At 36.4% G+C, this 20,675-nt stretch carries 19 protein-coding genes and 1 pseudogene; 7 read left to right on the top strand and 13 right to left on the bottom strand.

Going from position 1 to position 20,675, the window contains the following annotated elements; genetic code table 11:
- Positions 1-80 precede the first annotated feature (80 nt).
- The 6 genes and pseudogenes from OVA16_RS18110 to OVA16_RS18085 all read left to right on the top strand — a co-directional run bounded on the left by OVA16_RS18110 (position 81) and on the right by OVA16_RS18085 (position 8,686).
- Positions 81-794: a 3'-5' exonuclease gene (locus tag OVA16_RS18110; protein ID WP_267762303.1), complete on the top strand. Its 714-nt coding sequence runs from the start codon at positions 81-83 to the stop codon at positions 792-794.
- A 225-nt stretch (positions 795-1,019) separates the two neighbouring features.
- Positions 1,020-2,726: an ABC transporter ATP-binding protein gene (locus OVA16_RS18105; RefSeq protein WP_267762302.1), complete on the top strand. Its 1,707-nt coding sequence runs from the start codon at positions 1,020-1,022 to the stop codon at positions 2,724-2,726.
- A 174-nt stretch (positions 2,727-2,900) separates the two neighbouring features.
- Complete coding sequence (locus tag OVA16_RS18100; protein WP_267762301.1) at positions 2,901-4,118, top strand: hypothetical protein; 1,218 nt, start codon at positions 2,901-2,903, stop codon at positions 4,116-4,118.
- Positions 4,119-4,291: 173 nt separating this feature from the next.
- Positions 4,292-6,428 (top strand): annotated as a pseudogene (gene rnr / locus OVA16_RS18095) (ribonuclease R).
- A 114-nt stretch (positions 6,429-6,542) separates the two neighbouring features.
- Positions 6,543-7,724, top strand: coding sequence for a carboxypeptidase-like regulatory domain-containing protein (locus OVA16_RS18090; RefSeq protein ID WP_267762300.1), 1,182 nt, complete (start codon positions 6,543-6,545; stop codon positions 7,722-7,724).
- On the top strand, positions 7,724-8,686 hold the full coding sequence (locus OVA16_RS18085; RefSeq protein ID WP_267762298.1) for a polyprenyl synthetase family protein: 963 nt from the start codon (positions 7,724-7,726) through the stop codon (positions 8,684-8,686). The genes OVA16_RS18090 and OVA16_RS18085 overlap by 1 nt, the downstream gene beginning before the upstream one ends.
- Positions 8,687-9,125: 439 nt before the next feature.
- On the opposite strand, the gene OVA16_RS18080 is transcribed toward OVA16_RS18085, so the two are convergent.
- The 12 genes from OVA16_RS18080 to OVA16_RS18025 all read right to left on the bottom strand — a co-directional run bounded on the left by OVA16_RS18080 (position 9,126) and on the right by OVA16_RS18025 (position 19,054).
- Positions 9,126-9,695 carry a hypothetical protein gene (locus OVA16_RS18080; protein WP_267762296.1) on the bottom strand — a complete coding sequence of 190 codons (570 nt, stop codon included), beginning with the start codon at positions 9,693-9,695 and terminating at the stop codon, positions 9,126-9,128.
- Between the two features lie 11 nt (positions 9,696-9,706).
- Positions 9,707-11,611 carry a hypothetical protein gene (locus OVA16_RS18075; protein ID WP_267762294.1) on the bottom strand — a complete coding sequence of 635 codons (1,905 nt, stop codon included), beginning with the start codon at positions 11,609-11,611 and terminating at the stop codon, positions 9,707-9,709.
- Between the two features lie 239 nt (positions 11,612-11,850).
- Entirely contained in the window at positions 11,851-12,255 is a 405-nt protein-coding gene (rpmA, locus tag OVA16_RS18070) for a 50S ribosomal protein L27 (RefSeq protein ID WP_138724197.1), read from the bottom strand.
- Between the two features lie 63 nt (positions 12,256-12,318).
- Positions 12,319-12,630, bottom strand: a complete 312-nt coding sequence (gene rplU / locus OVA16_RS18065; protein WP_138731332.1) for a 50S ribosomal protein L21 — start codon at positions 12,628-12,630, stop codon at positions 12,319-12,321.
- A gap of 167 nt (positions 12,631-12,797) precedes the next feature.
- Positions 12,798-13,175, bottom strand: a complete 378-nt coding sequence (locus OVA16_RS18060; protein ID WP_267762291.1) for a DUF423 domain-containing protein — start codon at positions 13,173-13,175, stop codon at positions 12,798-12,800.
- A gap of 152 nt (positions 13,176-13,327) precedes the next feature.
- On the bottom strand, positions 13,328-14,359 hold the full coding sequence (locus tag OVA16_RS18055) for an LLM class flavin-dependent oxidoreductase (protein WP_267762290.1): 1,032 nt from the start codon (positions 14,357-14,359) through the stop codon (positions 13,328-13,330).
- Between the two features lie 81 nt (positions 14,360-14,440).
- A complete protein-coding gene (locus OVA16_RS18050) occupies positions 14,441-14,854 on the bottom strand; it encodes a type II toxin-antitoxin system VapC family toxin (RefSeq protein WP_267762288.1) in 414 nt (137 codons plus the stop codon).
- Entirely contained in the window at positions 14,851-15,093 is a 243-nt protein-coding gene (locus OVA16_RS18045; RefSeq protein ID WP_267762287.1) for a DUF6364 family protein, read from the bottom strand. Before OVA16_RS18045 ends, OVA16_RS18050 begins: the two co-directional genes overlap by 4 nt.
- A 56-nt stretch (positions 15,094-15,149) precedes the next feature.
- Positions 15,150-16,043: a tRNA (adenosine(37)-N6)-dimethylallyltransferase MiaA gene (gene miaA / locus OVA16_RS18040; protein ID WP_267762275.1), complete on the bottom strand. Its 894-nt coding sequence runs from the start codon at positions 16,041-16,043 to the stop codon at positions 15,150-15,152.
- A 104-nt stretch (positions 16,044-16,147) separates the two neighbouring features.
- Entirely contained in the window at positions 16,148-16,801 is a 654-nt protein-coding gene (locus OVA16_RS18035; protein ID WP_267762274.1) for an IS1096 element passenger TnpR family protein, read from the bottom strand.
- A 100-nt stretch (positions 16,802-16,901) separates the two neighbouring features.
- The gene (locus tag OVA16_RS18030; protein WP_267762273.1) at positions 16,902-18,356 is read right to left on the bottom strand and encodes a CCA tRNA nucleotidyltransferase; all 1,455 of its coding nucleotides are present in this window, start codon (positions 18,354-18,356) and stop codon (positions 16,902-16,904) included.
- Between the two features lie 128 nt (positions 18,357-18,484).
- The gene (locus OVA16_RS18025; RefSeq protein ID WP_267762271.1) at positions 18,485-19,054 is read right to left on the bottom strand and encodes an L-threonylcarbamoyladenylate synthase; all 570 of its coding nucleotides are present in this window, start codon (positions 19,052-19,054) and stop codon (positions 18,485-18,487) included.
- Between the two features lie 148 nt (positions 19,055-19,202).
- On the opposite strand from OVA16_RS18025, the gene OVA16_RS18020 reads away from it, so the two are divergent.
- Positions 19,203-19,754 carry a DUF4136 domain-containing protein gene (locus OVA16_RS18020; protein WP_267762270.1) on the top strand — a complete coding sequence of 184 codons (552 nt, stop codon included), beginning with the start codon at positions 19,203-19,205 and terminating at the stop codon, positions 19,752-19,754.
- A gap of 79 nt (positions 19,755-19,833) precedes the next feature.
- On the opposite strand, the gene OVA16_RS18015 is transcribed toward OVA16_RS18020, so the two are convergent.
- Complete coding sequence (locus tag OVA16_RS18015; RefSeq protein ID WP_267762269.1) at positions 19,834-20,652, bottom strand: 2,3,4,5-tetrahydropyridine-2,6-dicarboxylate N-succinyltransferase; 819 nt, start codon at positions 20,650-20,652, stop codon at positions 19,834-19,836.
- Positions 20,653-20,675: the final 23 nt, after the last annotated feature.

Here is a 20,675-nt window from a genome sequence, read left to right as displayed (position 1 = left end):
AGCGAAAATCTGCGGGAGAATTAAAGCAGCAATAATTCAGAAAATTTTAGTAATTTGGATATACATCTATCCGAGCTATTATGTTAAAAGACCTTAAACTCAACAATGTCTTTGTCATCGATATTGAAACCGTTCCGCAAAAGGAAAGCTTTGACGAATTATCGCCGCACCTTCAAGATTTATGGGAACAGAAAAGTCGATACCAACGTAAACAAGAACAAACCGCAAATGAATTTTATGAAAAAGCAGGCATTTGGGCAGAGTTTGGCAAAATAGTTTGTATAAGCATTGGCATTTATCATTTAGAGCGTAAACAAATTCATTTAAGGGTCTGTTCATTTGCAGATAGCAATGAAAAAACGATCCTCAAACAATTCATCAGTTTATTAAGTAAGCAATCTAAAAACCTTCAGCTTTGTGCACACAACGGCAAAGAGTTCGATTTTCCTTATTTGTGCAGAAGAATGCTCATTAACGGATTGCCTATTCCTCATCAACTACAAATAACAGGCAAAAAACCTTGGGAAATTAACCATTTAGATACCATGGAACTCTGGAAATTTGGCGATTACAAAAACTACACCTCGCTAAATTTGCTCGCAGCAATTTTCGATTTGCCCACACCAAAAAATGATATTGATGGCAGTAAGGTAAAAGAAGTATATTACCAAGACAAAGATTTGGCAAGAATTGCAGGATATTGCGAAAATGATTTGATAACTACAGCACAAATTTTATTACGTTTTAAAGGATTGCCTGTAATTCCGCCAGAAAATATTACTTTAGTGAAGTAATCGTGTGTTTTTATGAAACGTGAAAAAAATAGCTTTGCTTTAAAAATGTTTTTTTCTTTATTGGCTTTAGTTCTTTCTTGGTTCAGTATTGGCATTGGCTTCTCGACGCCTATCCATCCTCAATTGAACGGCCTATTGTTTATTGGTGGATTGTTAGCTTTTTTCGTGTCAGCTGCTGCCTTAATCTATTTTTTTATCAGACAAATTCAAAGCTAATCGTTGCTAATGCTTAAAGTAAAAGATCTTGCCGTAAAATTTTATAACCAAGAAGATAAAACCTGGTTAGAAACCGTTCATAAAGTTAGCTTCAGTCTCGAAAAAGGCAAAGTTTTAGGCATTGTTGGCGAGTCTGGTTCTGGTAAATCCGTTACTTCTTTCTCTATCATGCGTTTGCACGATAGCAAGAATGCAAAAATAGCTGGCGAAATTAATTTAGATAGTATTGATTTACTTCATTTAAGCGACCAAGAAATCAGAAAATATCGCGGCAATAAAATAGCCATGATCTTTCAGGAGCCCATGACTTCGCTAAACCCAGTTTTTACATGCGGAGAGCAAGTTAGGGAGGCGATTATGTTACACCAACAGGTGGATAAGCAAACTGCCAAAACGCACACCATCAATTTATTTAAGGAAGTGCAATTACCACGACCAGAGAATATTTTCGACAGCTATCCGCACCAACTCTCTGGCGGACAAAAACAAAGGGTAATGATTGCAATGGCTTTAAGCTGCAATCCAGAACTACTTATCGCCGACGAACCCACTACAGCGCTTGACGTTACCGTTCAAAAAACTATTCTCCAGTTATTGGCTCGTTTAAAGACCGAACGTAACATGGCTATGATTTTCATTTCTCATGATTTGGGGCTAATGAGCGAAATTGCTGACGAACTGATGGTAATGTACAAAGGCGATATTGTAGAGCAAGGTGCCGCAAAACAATTATTCGAAAATCCTCAGCATCCCTATACAAAAGGCTTACTGGCTTGTCGCCCATCGCCTAAAAGATTGCTTAAAAAATTGCCAACTGTTGCAGATTTTCTAAACGAAGACAAAGAAGTGGGTTTACAGCATTTGCTAGATAAAAATACTTTTACCCAAGAAGAAGTCAACCAAAGAAGAGCTAAACTGTATAGTCAAGAGCCAATTTTAAAAGTACAAGATTTATGTACTTGGTACCCCATAAAAAAAGGTTTGTTTGGTAAAACGCAAGATTTTGTAAAAGCAGTTGATCAAGTTTCGTTTGATGTTTTTCCGGGAGAGACTTTAGGTTTAGTGGGCGAATCTGGCTGTGGTAAAACTACCTTAGGCAGAACCATTTTACGCTTGGTTGAGCCTACTTCTGGTAAACTGATTTTTGATGGTAATGACATTACTAATTTGAATAAAAAGGAGCTTAGAAAATTAAGGCGAGATGTGCAGTTAATTTTCCAAGATCCATACTCATCGCTAAATCCTAAAATTACGGTTGGGCAATCTGTTATGGAGCCACTAATTGTTCATGGTGTTTATGCTAATGATGCGGAAAGAAGGGCGCATGTAATTCAACTGCTAGAAAAGGTAAACTTAGGAGCAGAGCATTTTAATCGCTATCCGCATGAGTTTTCTGGCGGCCAAAGACAACGTATTGTTATTGCCCGAGCTTTGGCACTTAAACCTAAGTTTATTGTTTGCGACGAATCAGTTTCTGCTTTAGATGTTTCTGTACAAGCGCAGGTTTTAAATTTACTGAGAGATTTGCAGGAAGAATTTGGCTTAACCTATATTTTTATCTCTCATGATTTGGCCGTAGTTAAGCATATTTCAGATCGAATGATTATCATGAACAAAGGGAAAATAGAGGAGCAAGGCTTTCCGGAGGAGATTTATAAAAGTCCTAAAGCAGCCTACACGCAAAAATTAATAGATGCCATACCGGGTAATTTCTAATTTTTCACTGGGTAATTTTTTACTCAAAAAAAGAGTATTTTCCCCAGCTTGAAATTTTTTCTACACTTATTGGTTGTGAGAAAAATGGCTGATTGTTGGTTCAGAACGTTTTACCTTTCACAACTGTTTTTGGTACTATTTTTTCTATGTTTTTATAAAATTTTAGAAAAGAGAATGTTAAAAAAGAGGTTTCTGCTAGTTGCTTCCGTTTTATTTTCTACAACCATTTACTCTTGTAAAAAAGAAACACAAGATTTAACAGCTGTAGAATTAGATAATGCCGCAAAAATTATCAAAATCAATAATTCAAATGTTGCAAACCGTGTAGATCTGAATAATGAAGGTCTGGTTTTGAATTTTCAGGCTAACGCTGCAACATTAAATGATAATGTAACTACTGATGCGTTAACTCCTGCTTTCCCATATCAATTGGTTTACAAAGGAAAAATTGCGCCCCAAGTTGGTGTAAACAATAATGCGTTAAGTGCACTAGAAGTTTCTCCCTATGGTAATTATTATGCTATTGCTTATCAAACCCCAGGCGAAGCTTACGGTGGTGGTGTAGATATTTTTCAATTACAAGCATCGGGTACGCCACAACTGGTTTCTGCTGTGAGTACTACCGAGGCAGATGTAACTTGTTTAAGCAATGGCAACGGTCGCCTTTATCTCGGAATGGATCTTGAAACTCACGAAAATTATAATTTACCAGCACCATCAGTGGCTGGTATCATTAAAGTAGAGGGCAATAGTTTAACTCAGGCACAAGTGGTTGGCTTGCAGGGTTATTCTACAAAAGACATTAAATATAACGAAAGCAACGGTAAGCTTTATGCGGCTTCTGCAAATAATGGAGGTATTAGCATCATTTCTTTTTCCGGTCAAACAGCTACAAAAACTGCATTTCAATCGTATGGCGAGGTAAAGTCTATTACTTTTTCTAATAACGATATCATTGCAACAAATGGATACAGCTATGCAACATTTAACCCTACCACAGCGGTAATTGGTAATTACAAACATTGGATCATCCCAAGCAACCAAGAAGGTATAGGTTCGGTAGCTTCAACACCAAATGGGAATTTTCTTTTTGGCAATAACTATTATCTAATTTATGTAGATAAAAGTAGTAACGCAGTTTTGCATCAAGTAGATGTGGCGGGTTCTATCAATTCCATATCTATAGTAAACGATAAAATATACATTTCTACTGGCAGTAGTTTAATAGTAGCTCAAATTGAGAACGATAAAATTAAAATATTAGCACGAATACATTTTCCAACAACATTTGGTGGCAGTTTTAATGTGCTTAAATCTAGGGTAATAGGCAGTACGGTAATTGTGGCTTGTGGCGATAGAGGCACCTATATCTTTGATTTGAAAAAGATATAGATAATTTAAAAATTTGTACAAAACAGCTCAGGGTTTCCTGGGCTGTTTTTGTTTATGCCCTAATGATAAATTTTAATTGTGCTAACCGTTTTAGGCTAATCGCATTAAAAAGCAACCTAAAAACACAATTAAACGCCTACTTTTGTTATCTTCGGTACAATTGGAAAACGATTATGGCAAAAAACAAAAATGCTCAGTTTAAACTTGTTCTTACTCAGCTAATAAGCGATGTTTTTGAGAAAAATAAGAATATAGCACTTAATCACAAGCAAGTTGCAGCTCGCTTAAACCTAGACGATAAAGCATCTATAGATACAATTTTAGAAGTATTGATAGAACAAACCGAGAAAGGCCTGTTTGTAAGGCCCGAACGCGGTAAGTTTAAAATGAAAGATCTAAAAACGTTTGTAACTGGTACGGTTGATATGACGGCAGATGGTTCTGCTTTTATTGTACCAGATGACGAGTTTGAAAAAGATATTTTTGTTGCGCCCAGAAAGTTAAGAAATGCACTGCATGGCGATAAGGTAAAAGTTTACGTTTTTGCCAAGAAAAGTGGCGGCAGAAGAAACGAAGGCGAAATTGTAGAAATATTAAAGCGTGCCAAAACAGAATTTATTGGTGTAGCCAAGGTTTCAGATCGTTTTGCTTTTGTTATTCCTGATGATAGAAAAATGCACCATGATATTTTTGTGCCGTTAAGCGATTTAAACGGAGCTAAAAATGGTCAAAAGGTTCAGGTAGCGCTTGCAGATTGGCCAGAGGGAGCTAAAAATCCGATAGGAAAAATTATTCATATTTTAGGAGAACAGGGCGAAAACAACACCGAGATGAATGCCATCTTAGCCGAATATGGTTTCCCTTTAAGTTTTCCATCTGAAGTAGAAAAGGAAGCGAACGCTATTCCTGAACAAGTTAGTGAAGCTGATTTGAAAAACCGTAGAGATTTTAGAGATACGGTAACTTTTACCATAGATCCTATTGATGCAAAGGACTTTGATGATGCTATTTCCTTTAAAAAGTTGGATAACGGACATTATGAAATAGGGGTGCACATTGCTGATGTTTCTCATTATGTAACCCCAAATAGTAGCTTAGATAAAGAGGCAGAACATAGAGCAACTTCAGTTTACTTGGTAGATCGAGTAATACCGATGTTGCCAGAAAGATTAAGTAACGGGGTATGTTCGTTACGCCCCAATGAAGATAAGTTGTGTTTTGCCGCTGTTTTTGAGATGGATGACCAAGCTAATATTCACGACCAATGGTTTGGACGTACCGTAATTCATTCTAATAGGCGTTTTACTTACGAAGAAGCACAAGAGGTAATTGAAACTAAATCTGGAGATTACGCAGAGGAAATATTAAAATTAAACGAAATAGCTTACGTACTTAGAGATGCGAAGTTTAAAAATGGAGCCATCAGTTTCGAAAATGCTGAAGTTAAATTTAAGCTCGATGATTTTGGTAAACCTATAGGCGTTTACGTAAAAGAACGTAAAGATGCGCACAAGCTTATCGAAGATTTTATGTTGTTGGCCAACAAAAAAGTAGCCGAGTTTATTGCTAAAAAGGGTAAAGGAAAGCAAAAGTACACTTTTGTTTATCGTTCGCACGATTCTCCTAACCTAGAAGCGCTCACTAGTTTTGCTACGTTTGCGTCTCGTTTTGGCTATAAGATAAGCTACTAAATCTGATAAAGATATAGCCAAATCGTTGAATTTTTTGATGAATGATGTAGAAGGTAAAAAAGAACAGAATTTGTTAACTTCTTTGGCTATCAGATCAATGGCTAAAGCTATTTACACCACTAAAAAGACCAGTCATTATGGTCTAGCTTTTGAATATTATACTCATTTTACTTCTCCTATTCGTCGTTATCCCGATGTAATGGTGCACCGTCTGTTAGCTTTATATCTTGATGGTGGAAAATCGGCCAATGCAGAAGAAATTGAAGCGGCTAGCGTACACTCATCTGCTATGGAAAAACGTGCCGCCGATGCAGAAAGAGCTTCTGTAAAATATAAACAGGCCGAATACTTGGAAGAAAACATTGGCTCTATCTACACAGGCATCATTTCTGGAGTAACAGAGTGGGGCATGTATGTAGAAATTGAAGAAAATAAATGTGAAGGGATGATCCGTTTACGTGACATTAGTGATGATTTTTATGTGCTAGATGAAAAAAACTACTGCATAATTGGCCAGCGTAAAAAACGTAAATATCAACTGGGTGATGAAGTGCAGATTAAGGTTAAAAAAGTAGATTTATCTAAGCGCCAGATTGATTTTTCATTAATGCCAGATTAGGCTTGCGGTTGGCAGTTTAAAGTTAGCAACTTTACAACCTTCCAACTTTAAAACTATCCAATCAAACCGAAATTTGCTAATCAATTTTTTAAATTTGCATCTTCAAACATAATAATGCGCAACTGTTTTCTGTTTCTTTTACTGATAGTGGGTATAGCTGTAAAGGCGCAAACGCTGCAAGGTAAGGTAGTAGACGAAATTACAGGAGAGCCCATCCCTTTTGTATCTATCGGAATAGTAGGAACCAACCAAAGTACTGTTACCAACGATGCTGGAGAGTTTATCATTAAAAACGTAGACATCCCTTCTAAGATAAGATATAGCCATGTAAGCTATGTGATGCTCGAACAAGAGTTAACAAATACTGCTAACATACAGTTGGTTAAATTAAAACCTGCGGCAATTAACCTAAAAACCGTTGTAATAGATCCTTTTAGAGGGCAAAGGTTATTAAAAGCCGCACTGGAAAAGGCTGCGGGTTTTCAAAATCAAAATTTTTACGGAAGCGCATTTTACAGGCAGTTAACCTCAATTAACGGTAAACCTAATCAAATTTACGAGCTGTTTTACGACCTAGAATTTAACGTTTCTAAAGTTAAAGGATGGATTGCCAAGCAAACAAGATTTGCAGAATCTAACGAGGGTATTGCCTTTTCGTTGAGCAACCAATCTTATCTCACTTTTTCGTTGGCTGGCTATCTTTTGGAAACTAAAAAGCAAGGTAAATTCGTTACACTTAAAAGTCTAAAAGATTTTGAAATTGCTGTGGATAGGGTTATTGAGCAGAAAGATCAGGATATTGCCGTCGTTTCTTGCAAGTTTAAAGGAAGCAAGAAACAATTTTATATCAATGCTAATTATTATATCGGTGTAAACGATTTAAAAATCTATAGACTAGAAAACAGCATCTTTAATTTACCGATGACCATTAGCGCTACCGTGAAAATACCACCTGTAGCAACCACTATTGCCACCTTTAACGGCGCTAGTACACCAATACCAGTGTTAGAAAGCATTGCAACTAAATTGCAGCTTAGCTTAAATGTACAAGGAAGAACCTTAAATCCTTCAATTAGCTCTATGCTTACTGTATATCAGTTAGATAAAAAATTGAATACGCAAAAATTTACCGAATTAAATAGAAAAGTTCAAGATAAAACCATTGTCGAATCTATTGTTTACAATCCAGTATTTTGGAAATATAACCCTATTGTAAAGCAAACCGCTTTAGAAGAGTCTTTTGTTAAAATGATGGAAAGCAAATCGGCATTTGGTACCATGATAGATCCACAATAATGCATAACCCTACAGAATTACAGAAACTTATAGAAAATGCTATCCTAAAAATAGCTTACCCTGCGCAACCTGCCAATTTATACGAACCTATTAAATATATTATGAGTTTGGGTGGCAAACGAATTAGGCCAGTAATGGTACTGATGGCAACCGAACTTTTTACGGATGAAGTTGAAAAAGCATTAGACGTTGCCTTGGCGATAGAGACTTTCCATAACTTTACCTTGGTGCATGATGATATTATGGACAATGCACCTTTGCGCAGGGGCAAACAGACTGTACACGAAAAATGGGGAGTTAACAATGCCATTTTAAGTGGCGATGTAATGATGGTGGAATCCAACAAACATCTATCTAAAGTTAATATCAGTGTGTTAAAACCTGTTTTAGATACCTTTAACCAAACGGCACAAGGTGTGTGCGAGGGCCAACAGCTGGATATGGAGTTCGAAACCAGAGATGATGTAAGCATAACAGAATATATCGAAATGATTAGGCTTAAAACTGCTGTTTTATTGGGCGGTGCAATGAAATTGGGTGCAATTGTTGGCGGAGCCAATGAAGAAAATGCAGAATTACTCTATCAATTCGGTGAAAACCTAGGCATTGCCTTCCAGTTACAAGACGATATTTTAGATGTGTATGGCGATCCAGAGAAATTTGGAAAACAAGTTGGCGGCGATATCATTTCGAACAAGAAAACATTTCTTCACTTAAACGCAAAGGCACTAATTAATACCGAAGAAACTGATATTCTATTAGGAAAACATGAAAGTGCTGAGCAAAAAGTAGCAGCTGTTACAGCCCTGTACAATAATTATGGTATTAAAGATTTGTCTAACGTAAAAATGGAACAATACCTCACTAAGGCTTACCAAGCTTTAGATGATTTGGCAGTAGAAGAAACTAGGAAAACTTACCTTCGGGAGTTAACTAAGCAGATTATGGAAAGAGAGAGTTAATCTAGATTGCAGATTTGTTATATTGGCAGTCTAAATTGTTCATAGCAATAAACATCATATATACGTCATTTCGACCGCAGCCTAGCGAGCGGAGAAATCTTCGGATCTAGAACTCCATCATTTATTTAAAGCAGTTTTTTAGTGCAAAACCTTTTCAACTTATAGAGCAAGTAATTAACGTGAGCCATGGATATTACTTATTGACTGTCAATTCGTAAGTTCGGGCGATTGGTTTTTTGTCGTAACGTAATTGCCAGGCACGAAGCACCTGCGTAGCAAGCTTGAATGCAGATGAAGAAAAAATAAAGTAATGAAAAATCTTAAAACGGTAGTTTTTGTCGCCTGTAATAGTTGTACGATTGATTCGTGTCTCTTAATGACGAATTGCCATCTATAAATCATGTTAATTATGGAATGAAAATATTAGACTTGCCAAAATTTATAAGAGTAGTCCAACTTTAAATGCAAAGCCATAATACCTATTGCGCAGTACGGGCATTTGCTCCTTAATAGTTTGGTCTATAAAACCCACACTGCCTACTAAAGCAGTTTTTTCAGAAGGCTTAATTTTATATCCTATGCCTAAATTAAACATAGGGCCTTTGCTAATATTGTCACTAATGGCAACCGATGATCCTACATCTCCGTAAGCAAAAAAGGTGTTTTCATCATTTTTAAAATAATACCTTGCATCAAAAAAAACTTGAAAAGTGTTATCCCAATTATTATTGTCAGTTTTGTGCGTGTAATTCTCTAAGCCCACACCTAGCCCTAAGGCTATTTTATTGGTAATAAACAAACCGTTGATATTTCTTAAACTTATGCCGTAGGCACCATCGTAAACTACTTTAAAACTGTTTGTGCTAGTTTGGCTTTCGTATGCATTGTTAACCATAAAATATCCTAGCTCGGTAATGTTAAAATACCCTTTTTCTTGCTTGGTAATTTCTTGCGCATAAAGCGTAGGCATGTAAAATACGCCGATGACTAGTAAAATTGCTTTCTTCATATTTATTTTTCTTAATCTTTCATTTTTACTTTTAATCTTATACCTTTCCATTGTCCATTGTATTTAACTGCACCAAAAACCATAGCCGTTTTTACTTCGAAACTGGTCGTTAGCTCTTCTGTAATTAATGACTTGGCAATTTGACTTGCACTTAGAGCAATATTACTTGGATTTGTAGATATTTTAATCTGAACAGTTGAGAAATCCAATGGTATATCAATTTTATCCTCGTTATAAGACACTTGTTCATACGGAGATACAAATGTATTTATTTTACTGTTTTTTAGTACATCATCTCTTAAAATATTAGAGGTATAGCTCTTCGGCATATTTTCCATATCATTAATAGAAAGATATTTTACTTCGCCATTTCCATTTAAAGAGTAAACAGGAAATTTAAAATTATAAGGGTCATTATTCGTAATTGAAGCGCCAGATGGGGGTGCCGACTTAACTAATATGTTTTTTAGTTCATTCCATCCTTTCTTAATTAAGCCTTTAAATAAACTTGATTTGACTTCATAACCATCTGGTTGAAAAGGTACTAGCCAGCCAGGGAACATTATTGTGAAAACTTCATTACTTCCTCTTTTCATATTCCATCCATATAAATTGTATCTTTTACCACTACCGCTTGTCGTTCCCCACATAGGTGCTCCATAATATGGTACGTCATAAGGATTAATTAAATAAGGTGCGCCTAAAGAGGGTGGGATTTCTGTATTTGGTAATGTGATTTTTGGTACATTTACCGCAGAGTTATAGGCTATATAATCCCAACCACCTCTAATTTCAGGAGCATTTGTCTTATTCCACCAAAACCACCCTTTCTTTTGAAACTTGATTTTAATTCCTAATGTTTTTACAATAGCGTAATTTCTGTTGTACATCAAAGCACTAATTCTGTAGTTATCATTAAAATAGTTGTAACGTGTCGAGTTTTCAAAAAGTGTTTGAATAATACTTCCAATTCCATTCCTATAATCTATTTCATAATCAACCATGTTTTGGTAAGCAGGGTTAGTTTCAACAGAAGAAATATCATTTGGTACAGCACTAAGATAATTTACTTGTCTTCTCTCTAATGGGATGCTATCATCAGGCTGAGGGATGTTAATTGGAGAAATCGTCCTTGGTGGAAAAATAAATGGATATAGTTGGTCATCGCTAGGGAAATCCAGCGGCTGTAAATTTACATTTTCTGTTTCAATAAAGGAGTCAACAAAATAAACATAATCATTTAGTAGTACTACATCATTGTATTGAGTTCCAGTTACGTCAATTTGATCTAATGCAATTGGTGTAGTAAGATCATTTATTCTCAGCGTATAATCGTTTTGAATATACACTATGTCAAACACACTATTTAAAAGTGCTTCATTTCCGACAGAAGTATAAAAAGTGCCAAATGGGGTCACTTTGTATATGATATTGTTGACTTCAATTTCACCATCTTCATTAAGCATTGTACCGAATGCTTGGTCATCAACCATCTGTTCAAGAACCTCGTCATACATTGGTTGCTCCACATTTACTCCTTCATTATAACTAATTTTACCTGTGGAGTTTGAAGATGTTTTGGATATGTGATTTATATTTTTTTTATCTAAATCCTCTAATTTGCTCGCAGTTTTACTAATTTTATCGTCCAAATTAGAGCCAATGAGTGAAATAAAGTTAGGTGTTGATTTTTTGAGTTTTTGAAAAGCTTGGATATTAACCGTTTGGTTCGAAACTTTACGTAAATCTCTGTAAATCAAATCGAATTCATTTTGATTTAGTTTAAGTCTGGTCGAGGTTGAAACATTAATTTCGTTTACTTTATCAGTAAGTTCTTTTTTACAAGAATTACTAAAAAATAATATTATAATTAGGTATATCCAATACGTTTTTGAATTGTTTTTGAATTGTTTCATAGCAGATGATTTTTAATTTTCTGCAAGGTAATGCCTAGAGTGATTTTGTGAAAATTTTTTACCCTACATTATTTATAGGGTAGATAAGTTATTTATAGGGTAGATAAGTTGCAGTTGTCAAAAAAATAGCTATACCTAATCTTAAAAATCAAACTGTTGGGTTCATACATTCAAAACCTAATAAACGCAAAAGCCCCGAGAAACTCTCGGGGCTTTTAAATGTAATCGAATTACAAATATTATTCTGCAGAATCAGCAGCAGGTGCTTCTTCAACTTTAGCAGCTTTTTTAGCAGGAGCTTTCTCAGCTGCAGCTTTCTTAGGAGCAGCAGTTTTCTTAGCTTCAGCTTTAGGAGCAGCTTCTTTTTTAGCAGGAGCAGCATCTTCTACTACAGCTGGTAATACAGAAACGTATGATTTGTTATCTCTTTTCTTTTTAAAAGTAACGATACCTGGTACCAAAGCAAATAAAGTATGGTCTTTACCAATACCAACACCTTTATCTGGGTGGTGTTTTGTACCACGCTGACGAACAATGATGTTACCAGCGATAGCCTCTTGACCACCGAAAATTTTAATACCTAGACGTTTACTATGCGACTCGCGACCGTTTTTTGAACTACCGGCTCCCTTCTTATGTGCCATTTTTTTATCTTTTATATGACTAGCTAAAAAAGCAGCTAATCATTGAATTTGCAAATAATTTAACTACAGAGTGATACTCTCAATCTGGATTTTGGTGAACGATTGACGGTGACCATTTTTCTTTTTGTAACCTTTTCTACGTTTCTTTTTGAAAACGATTACTTTATCACCTTTTAAATGAGACACGATTTTAGCCGCAACCTTAGCTCCTTTAACTGCAGGCGCACCTACAGAAATTTTACCACCATTGTCAACCAACAATACATTGTCAAATTCAATACTAGCGCCCTCATCTCCTTGTAAACGGTGTACAAAGATGTGCTGGTCTTTTGCAACTTTAAATTGTTGCCCTGCTATATTTACTATTGCGTACATTGTTAAATAATTATTTTATTTCTATTTATTTTTATTCGAGGTGCAAATATAGAACATTTAATTTTTAAACGCAATAGCGGAGATCAAATATTCGATAGTTGAATTGTATTATTCTAATCTATGATTAATGGTTTCGTTAAATGCTTTTATAAAAAGACTTTAGGATTTTAAATGGCCGAAAGCAACAGACACCCCCAACCTAAAATCATTAACAAACCACCAAGCGGCGTAACTGGGCCTAAAAACTTAAAGTTCTTTTTCAGATATTCTGCTAAAGAGAGCAAGTAAATGCTGAAAGAGAATAGGATGGCACCAATTGTAACTAAGTAATAAGCCCATTGCATTATGCTAAGCTGGAAATTAGCATTGTATCCAATTACAATTAGAAACAGGGCACTGTAAGTTTGGTATCTCACGCCAACTTCAAAAGAAGCTAGTTTTTCTGCCGATAAAACTTTTTTTAAAGCATGTGCGCCAAAAGCGCCTAAGATAATAGCAAGTATGCCAAAGGCAGCCCCAGTAGCAATTGCACAATTGTTGGTCATGTGGTAAAGATAGTGATAATTTGCAGATGCTTTAAAACTTGCGTCATTTCGAACGTAGGGAGAAATCTACTGAATATGGCGTAACCTACGATAAATCAGATGTTGTACAATAAGTAGATTTCTCTTCGTTCCTCATCGAAATGACTAATGTATTATTTACTCAAAGCTTTCCTCACTTGAGGTGCAATTTTCTCTCCAAAAATTTCAATAGATTTCATCATGTGATCATGAGCTGGCGCACCAACATCCATGTGTGCCGAGAAACGAGTTAAGCCAAACAATTCGTTCATCATAATGATTTTCTCTGCAGCCTCGTTTGCATCGCCAATAATTAAATGTCCATGTTTTGAACGTCCAAAATCGTACTGGCCTCTTTGGAACGGCGGCCAACCTCTAGATTTTCCAATCCTATCCATCTGTGCCGAATAAACAGGATAGTAGTAATCTGCCGTGGCCTTACTGTCATCGCCAAAGAAAGCGTGCATGTGCACACCCACTTGGAATTTGCTCATATCGTGGCCAGCATCTTCATAAGCCTGTTTATAATAATCAAATAATGGTTGAAACTGCTCTGGATTACCACCAATAATAGCAAACATTACAGGCAAGCCTAATTTGCCGGCTCTTACTACCGAGGCTGGTGTGCCGCCAACTGCAACCCACATTTTTAAGTTATTATTTACCGCACGTGGCAATATTTGCTGTTCTTTTAGTTCTGGTCTAAATTTTCCTTTCCAGGAAATGGTTTCTTGCTCGTTAATCTTAACCAAAAGGTTCAATTTCTCCTCAAATAAGGCATCGTAATCTGCCAAATTTTGGCCATATAATGGAAATGATTCAATGAAACTACCACGACCCGCCATTAACTCTGCTCTACCGTTAGATATTAAATCTACTGTAGCGAAACTTTGATATAATTTAACCGGATCTGAAGAACTTAACACCGAAACGGCGCTTCCCAGCTTGATGTTTTTGGTTACCGTAGCTGCCGCAGCTAAAACAATTTCTGGTGCAGAAACGGCGTAGTCTGGTCTATGGTGTTCGCCAATGCCGTAAAAATCTAAGCCAACTTGATCCATCAGCTTAATTTCTTCTATAATTTCTTGTAAACGTTGTTGTGCCGATTGTATTTCGCCTTTGGCGTTAATTTGTAAATCGCCAAACATTCCAATACCTAGTTCCATAGTGTTCCTTTTATTTGATACAAAGATAACGCTATCTATAGTGCAAAGTTTTTGATGTATGTTAAGAAATCTATATCGAAGCTACAATTTAATAGATAGTTCATCAGGAGATAACACCAATATTTCACTATCTCTAAAATCTTTAATATTTCGGGTTACGATACAATTGATGTTTTCTACAGTTGTAGCCGAAATAATCTGAAGCGCATCTTCGAAATCTTTGTGCTTAGATTTGAATCCTCTCTTCAAGGTATTTATATCTATAGGCACAATGGATAGGTAGTCGAGAAGGTTGTCAAGTATTTCTCTTAGTTGATTTTCATCAATATACTTTTTAAGTAAATAATGGGTGGTTGCAATAGAATGTGAAGAAGCAAATAGTTGGATTTTACCTTCTTCTGCCTTAGAAAATAATTCAATAGCATATTTGCTAAAAGGCCTTCTGTCGGCGATTAAATCTACAATGATATTTGTGTCAACAAATATTCGTTTCATAAATGTTTCTTTTCAAGATATGAATGTAGTTCTTTGTGCTCGTTAAAATCTTTAGGCAATTTTACTGCTCCCACAATTTTTTTAAGCTTAGGCGAAATTTCTTTTTTAGCTTCATCTTGAGTGACAGTATCAAGATAGCTTTCAATTAATTCTGACAAACTTCTGCCTGTGCCTTTTGCGTAGGATTTAGCTCTCTCTATTACTGATTTTTCTACCGTAAGCGTGAGTTTTGTTGTCATTATACGTGTGTTTTTTATAAAATTACGTGTAATTTTTTGCAAATGCAAAAGTGAATTTAGCCATTTTCTAGATACTCAATTACCTCTTCACTTTGCCCAGGTTCGAACCAAGTGTTTTCTGTATCTTTTCTAAACCAGGTCAATTGCCTTTTTGCAAAGCGACGAGTATTTTGCTTAATCTTATCAATAGCAGTTGGTAAATCTGTTTTACCTTCTAAATAATCGAAAATTTCTGAATAGCCAACGGTTTTAAGTGCGTTGAGTTCTTTATAAGGCTCCAAAGATTTAACTTCTTCCATCAAGCCATTTTCCATCATTAAATCTACTCTGTGGTTAATTTGTTGGTAAAGTTTTTCTCTATCGGTATTTAAACCGATTTTAATGATGTTAAACGGGCGTTCTTTTTTGTTGGAAGTAAGGAAAGAGCTGAGTTTTTGTCCGGTAGATAAAACCACTTCCAAACCTCGTATCATTCGTTGTGGATTGCTTTGATCTACTTTCGCAAAATATTCTGGGTCTAACTGTGATAATTGTTCTCTTATAGGTTCAATCCCTTCATTAAGAAATTGCTGATTTAATCTTTCTCGGATAGCTAAATCAATATCAGGCATTTCATCTAAACCATTGCAAACAGCATTGATGTACAACCCAGAGCCGCCAACCATAACTAAGACATCATGTCTGACAAATAATTTATCCATCAAAGCTAAAGCTTGTACTTCAAAATCGCCTGTACTAAATAACTGCGTAACACTATGCGAATTCACAAAATGATGTGGTGCCGCTGCCAGTTCTTCTTCAGATGGTTTGGCTGTGCCTATGCTCATTTCCCTAAAAAATTGACGCGAGTCGGCAGAGATAATCTCCGTATTAAAATGCTTCGCTAACTCAATAGCTAATGCCGTTTTACCAATGGCAGTTGGCCCAACTACAACAATTAAAGTCTTCATATAAGTTGCGAGTTATGGGGTACGTGTTGCGGGTTTTAAGATATGCAAATTACCTTCGGCTATTAAAACGTAGAACTTATAACGTAAAACCTACGACTTTTCGACTAATAATCGTCCTTATCGTTGCCGTAATCGTCATTTCCATAATCGTCTTCGCCATCTCCAAATTCATCTTCTTGCTCATCCTCTTCGTCATCGTGGCCTTCTTCTTGCGCATTAATGCCCCGGCCGCCCATTGCTTCAAGTTCGTCGGTGTCTTCGGGTACAAAATCCATCTCGTTTAAGAAATCGAAATCATTGTTTGCTGCGGTAGTATTTGCTGCAACAGCCCCAATATTTCCTTTTTCGATAATTTTTGGCGCTTCTCCAATGCTTTTAACCAAATATGGATATTCGATTTTAGGATCGTTATCTAAAATAATCTTGATGAGCTCTACGTGAAAATCGTAAGGTCTTTCGAAATTATAGATGTAGTAAAATTTTTGGTGTGGATCTTCGATAAATGCACTCAGCTTTGAGTTTTCCATCAAAACTACACCATTATCAATCTTGCGTTGAGTAGGGTGTATGGCAATTTCATCGCCTTTAATCCAATTATCGGTACTTACGTAAAAGGACGAAGGTTTGTCGGCATTATATCCGGTGCTGCGGTGTATGGCTCTATGTAAATCTTCGAAAGTTTGGTTGCTTTTGATGTCTATTTCTCGGGTAACGTCGTCGTAATCTTCAAAAGAAATTCTAAATCTATAAATTGCCATGTGTTATAAAATGCTGCTTTATTGTGGTGTAAAATTAACAAAAAAATGTAATTGTTAGATTGATTAATTGCTCAATTCTTAATTTTAGAAACTCAAAACATTAATTAATTGTTTCGCTATCTACCGCTTTTAAGCCTAAATCTTTAGCTTTTTTAATCATAAATTTAAAAGCTTCGTCGTAGCTGTTAGTGATATCGCCCTCTAAAATGGCTTCACGTATGGCATTTTTTAAAATACCAACTTCTTTTCCGGCTGTTAAGCCAAAAGTTGTCATAATATCATTGCCAGAAATTGGAGGCTGCCAATTGCGTAACTGATCGCGTTCTTCTACATCTTTAATTTTTTGTTTGACTAGCTCAAAGTTGTTGCGATATTTCTTGATTTTGTATTCGTTCTTTGTCGTAACATCTGCATTGCAAAGTAGCATCAATGCTTCAATGTCTTCTCCAGCTTCGAAAAGCAAGCGGCGTACTGCAGAGTCGGTAATTTTATCTTGCGCCAGTACAATAGGGCGTAAATGCAGTAAAACTAACTTCTGCACAAACTTCATCTTTTCGTTTAAAGGAAGTTTGAGCTGTGCAAAAATTTGAGGCACCATGCGTGCGCCTTTGTCTTCGTGGCCATGGAAAGTCCAGCCGTGGCCTTCTTCGAAACGTTTGGTAGCAGGTTTAGCAATATCGTGAAGAATTGCGGCCCAACGCAACCATAAATCGTCGGTGGTTTGGCAAATGTTATCTAAAACCTGCAACGTGTGATAAAAATTATCTTTGTGCCCTCTGCCTTTGATGATATCTACCCCATATAATTTAGCCATTTGCGGGAAAATTAACTCCAAAAGTCCAGTATCAAACAAATAATTAAAACCTATAGAAGGCTTTTTAGCAAGGATAATTTTATTTAGCTCATCGCTAATTCTTTCTTTAGATACAATTTTAATGCGCTCTTTTTGAGATTTAATAGCATCGATGGCAGTTTGGTCAATCTCGAAATTGAGCTGAGTAGCAAAGCGAATGGCTCTCATCATTCGCAACGGATCATCAGAAAAAGTAACTGTAGGGTCTAAAGGTGTACGGATAAGTTTGTTGGCTAAATCTTCTAATCCGTTAAAAGGATCTACCACTTCGCCGTAATTTTCTTTGTTTAGAGATATGGCTAAGGCATTGATGGTAAAATCGCGGCGTAGTTGGTCGTCTTCTAAAGTGCCGTTTTCTACAATAGGTTTACGAGAGTTTGCTCTGTAGCTTTCTTTACGAGCGCCTACAAATTCTACTTCTAAATCTGCATGTTTTAACATGGCAGTGCCGAAGTTTTTAAAAACAGCAACATTGGTTTTCAGTTTCTGACCAACTTTTTCTGCAAATGCAATACCATTGCCCAATACCACAACGTCAATATCTTTACAAGGCCTACTCAAGTAAATGTCGCGAACAAAGCCGCCAATCACATAAGTTTCGGTATGGGTGTGCGCTGCAGTTTCGGCTAAGATTTTAAAGATAGGAGCCTCAATATTCTCGAGAAGTGATTTTGCATCGTGAGACTGTGGGTTAGTTTGCATACGCTGCAAAGTTAAGAAAAACCCTTTAAAAATGCCGTCATTGCGAGGCATGAGGCAATCTTACTACTATAATTAGATGATTGACCTTTCGCTTTAAGATTACTTCGTGTCTCGCAATGACGAAAACACTATTTCCTAATAAACTCAAACTGTCCGCCAGTACCCAGTTTAACAATAGTTGATGGCTGTTTTGGCGTTTTATCTTCTTGCTCTAACTCTACAATGTAATCTACAGCATCTTTTACCTCATCACTAATTTCATCGAAAAATTTAGGTGTAGGTTCTCCGCTAATGTTAGCAGAAGTAGACACAATAGGTTTTCGAAAACGCTGAACTAACTGTTGGCAAAAGTCATGTTTAGGAATTCGGATACCTACGCTGCCATCTGCATTAATCACGTTTGCTGCTAAGTTTTTAGCATTCGAGAAGATTACGGTTAGCGGCTTTTCTGCATATTCAATTAAATCGTAAGCAACTTCTGATACATCATTAACGTAGCTTTGCAACTTATTATCTGTGTCTAACAGTACAATTAAGCTTTTATCCGCAGAGCGACCTTTAATTTCGTTTACTTTAGCCACAGCTTCTGCATTTGTTGCATCACATCCTAATCCCCAAACCGTATCGGTAGGATAAAGAATTACGCCGCCATTTTTTAAAATCTCTAAGGTTTTATTGATTTCTTCTTTTATCGCCATAGCGCAAAGTTAAGGATAAGGTTTGAACGTTTTCTACTTAAATATGACAATATTAACAACAACATTTTGACTTTTAAATGTGTTTTAATGGTATGATTATTATAATGTTATCGTTAAATTTACGTAATCACACACAAATATAAATGCTATGAAAACGATGAAAAAAATAGGTGGTTTCTTAGTGATGGGTATATTGCTAGCCGCCTGCTCGAGTTTGCGTGTAGCGTCTGACTTTGATAGAGAAGTAAACTTCAGTAGCTACAAAACGTACAATTTTTACGAGAAAGGTTTAGAGAAATTAGAATTAAATGGTATTGATAAAAAAAGGATGCTGGCCGCTGTTGATGCCGAAATGCAAGCCAAGGGGTTTACCAAGGCAGAAAAGCCAGATTTGCTGGTAAACTTGGTAATTGTGAAACGCGAACGTACCGATGTTTATGACAATGGTTTCTACGGAGGTCCTTGGGGATGGCGTGGCTGGGGTTGGGGAATGGGATGGGGACCATTTTGGGGCGGAGGGATGAGAACTGCAGACCGTTACCAAGAAGGGATGTTCATTATTGATTTCTTAGATCCAAAAACCAAAATGCACGTATGGCATGGCCGCGGCGACGGATTTAATTTAGATAGCTTTAAAAATAGAGAAGAAAGAATTAATACCGGCGTAAAAGAAATTTTGGCGCAGTACCCACCTAATTAACTAAAGTAGTTTTGAGTTACAGGTTACGAGTTGTGGGCTTTATATCCCGTAACCAATAACCTGTAACTCGCAACTGTAGCTAAACCGCTACGTTGTTTTCTCTCAAGGCATCATTAAGAGAAGTCTTTTTATCTGTTGATTCTTTACGCTTTCCAATAATTAAAGCACACGGTACTTGGTACTCGCCAGCTGGAAATTTTTTAGTGTATGAACCTGGGATTACTACTGAACGAGCCGGTACAATACCCTTGTATTCTACTGGAGTTTCGCCAGTTACATCAATAATTTTAGTTGAGGCAGTTAATACCACATTTGCGCCTAAAACAGCTTCTTTTTCTACACGAACGCCTTCTACCACAATTGCTCTAGAACCTAAGAAACAATCGTCTTCTATAATAACTGGAGCTGCTTGAACTGGCTCTAAAACACCACCAATACCAACGCCACCACTTAAGTGCACACGTTTACCGATTTGTGCACATGAACCTACGGTAGCCCAAGTATCAACCATTGTGCCTTCGTCTACATAGGCGCCAATATTTACATAAGAAGGCATCATGATTACGCCAGGTGCCAAGAAAGCACCGTAACGAGCACTTGCCATTGGTACTACACGTACACCTTTTTCTTTATAATCGGTTTTTAAATCCATTTTATCATGGAAAACAAAAGGACCAGCCTTAGTTTCGCCCATTTGCTTAATAGGGAAATAAAGGATTACCGCTTTTTTAATCCATTCGTTAATTCCCCAACCATTTAAAATTGGCTCGGCAACTCTAATTTCGCCAGCATTTAGTTTTTGGATAACGACTTCAATAGCTTCAGAATATTCTTTGTATTGTAATAAGCTTCTATCTTCCCAAGCTTCTTCTATTTGTTTTTTAAGTTCAGCGATCATTGTATTTTAAAAATTTACGCAAA

Source organism: Pedobacter sp. SL55, from assembly GCF_026625705.1.
GTDB lineage: Bacteria > Bacteroidota > Bacteroidia > Sphingobacteriales > Sphingobacteriaceae > Pedobacter.
Note: the sequence above shows the minus strand (reverse complement) of the source record. Positions and strands in the feature narration are given on the sequence as shown.

What these genes read in the sequence shown, in the direction of transcription:
- OVA16_RS18110 (WP_267762303.1), top strand. Translation starts at nt 81, where the DNA reads ATGTTAAAAGACCTTAAACTCAACAATGTCTTTGTCATCGATATTGAA.
- OVA16_RS18105 (WP_267762302.1), top strand. Translation starts at nt 1,020, where the DNA reads ATGCTTAAAGTAAAAGATCTTGCCGTAAAATTTTATAACCAAGAAGAT.
- OVA16_RS18100 (WP_267762301.1), top strand. Translation starts at nt 2,901, where the DNA reads ATGTTAAAAAAGAGGTTTCTGCTAGTTGCTTCCGTTTTATTTTCTACA.
- OVA16_RS18090 (WP_267762300.1), top strand. Translation starts at nt 6,543, where the DNA reads ATGCGCAACTGTTTTCTGTTTCTTTTACTGATAGTGGGTATAGCTGTA.
- OVA16_RS18085 (WP_267762298.1), top strand. Translation starts at nt 7,724, where the DNA reads ATGCATAACCCTACAGAATTACAGAAACTTATAGAAAATGCTATCCTA.
- OVA16_RS18080 (WP_267762296.1), bottom strand. Translation starts at nt 9,695, where the DNA reads ATGAAGAAAGCAATTTTACTAGTCATCGGCGTATTTTACATGCCTACG.
- OVA16_RS18075 (WP_267762294.1), bottom strand. Translation starts at nt 11,611, where the DNA reads ATGAAACAATTCAAAAACAATTCAAAAACGTATTGGATATACCTAATT.
- rpmA (WP_138724197.1), bottom strand. Translation starts at nt 12,255, where the DNA reads ATGGCACATAAGAAGGGAGCCGGTAGTTCAAAAAACGGTCGCGAGTCG.
- rplU (WP_138731332.1), bottom strand. Translation starts at nt 12,630, where the DNA reads ATGTACGCAATAGTAAATATAGCAGGGCAACAATTTAAAGTTGCAAAA.
- OVA16_RS18060 (WP_267762291.1), bottom strand. Translation starts at nt 13,175, where the DNA reads ATGACCAACAATTGTGCAATTGCTACTGGGGCTGCCTTTGGCATACTT.
- OVA16_RS18055 (WP_267762290.1), bottom strand. Translation starts at nt 14,359, where the DNA reads ATGGAACTAGGTATTGGAATGTTTGGCGATTTACAAATTAACGCCAAA.
- OVA16_RS18050 (WP_267762288.1), bottom strand. Translation starts at nt 14,854, where the DNA reads ATGAAACGAATATTTGTTGACACAAATATCATTGTAGATTTAATCGCC.
- OVA16_RS18045 (WP_267762287.1), bottom strand. Translation starts at nt 15,093, where the DNA reads ATGACAACAAAACTCACGCTTACGGTAGAAAAATCAGTAATAGAGAGA.
- miaA (WP_267762275.1), bottom strand. Translation starts at nt 16,043, where the DNA reads ATGAAGACTTTAATTGTTGTAGTTGGGCCAACTGCCATTGGTAAAACG.
- OVA16_RS18035 (WP_267762274.1), bottom strand. Translation starts at nt 16,801, where the DNA reads ATGGCAATTTATAGATTTAGAATTTCTTTTGAAGATTACGACGACGTT.
- OVA16_RS18030 (WP_267762273.1), bottom strand. Translation starts at nt 18,356, where the DNA reads ATGCAAACTAACCCACAGTCTCACGATGCAAAATCACTTCTCGAGAAT.
- OVA16_RS18025 (WP_267762271.1), bottom strand. Translation starts at nt 19,054, where the DNA reads ATGGCGATAAAAGAAGAAATCAATAAAACCTTAGAGATTTTAAAAAAT.
- OVA16_RS18020 (WP_267762270.1), top strand. Translation starts at nt 19,203, where the DNA reads ATGAAAACGATGAAAAAAATAGGTGGTTTCTTAGTGATGGGTATATTG.
- OVA16_RS18015 (WP_267762269.1), bottom strand. Translation starts at nt 20,652, where the DNA reads ATGATCGCTGAACTTAAAAAACAAATAGAAGAAGCTTGGGAAGATAGA.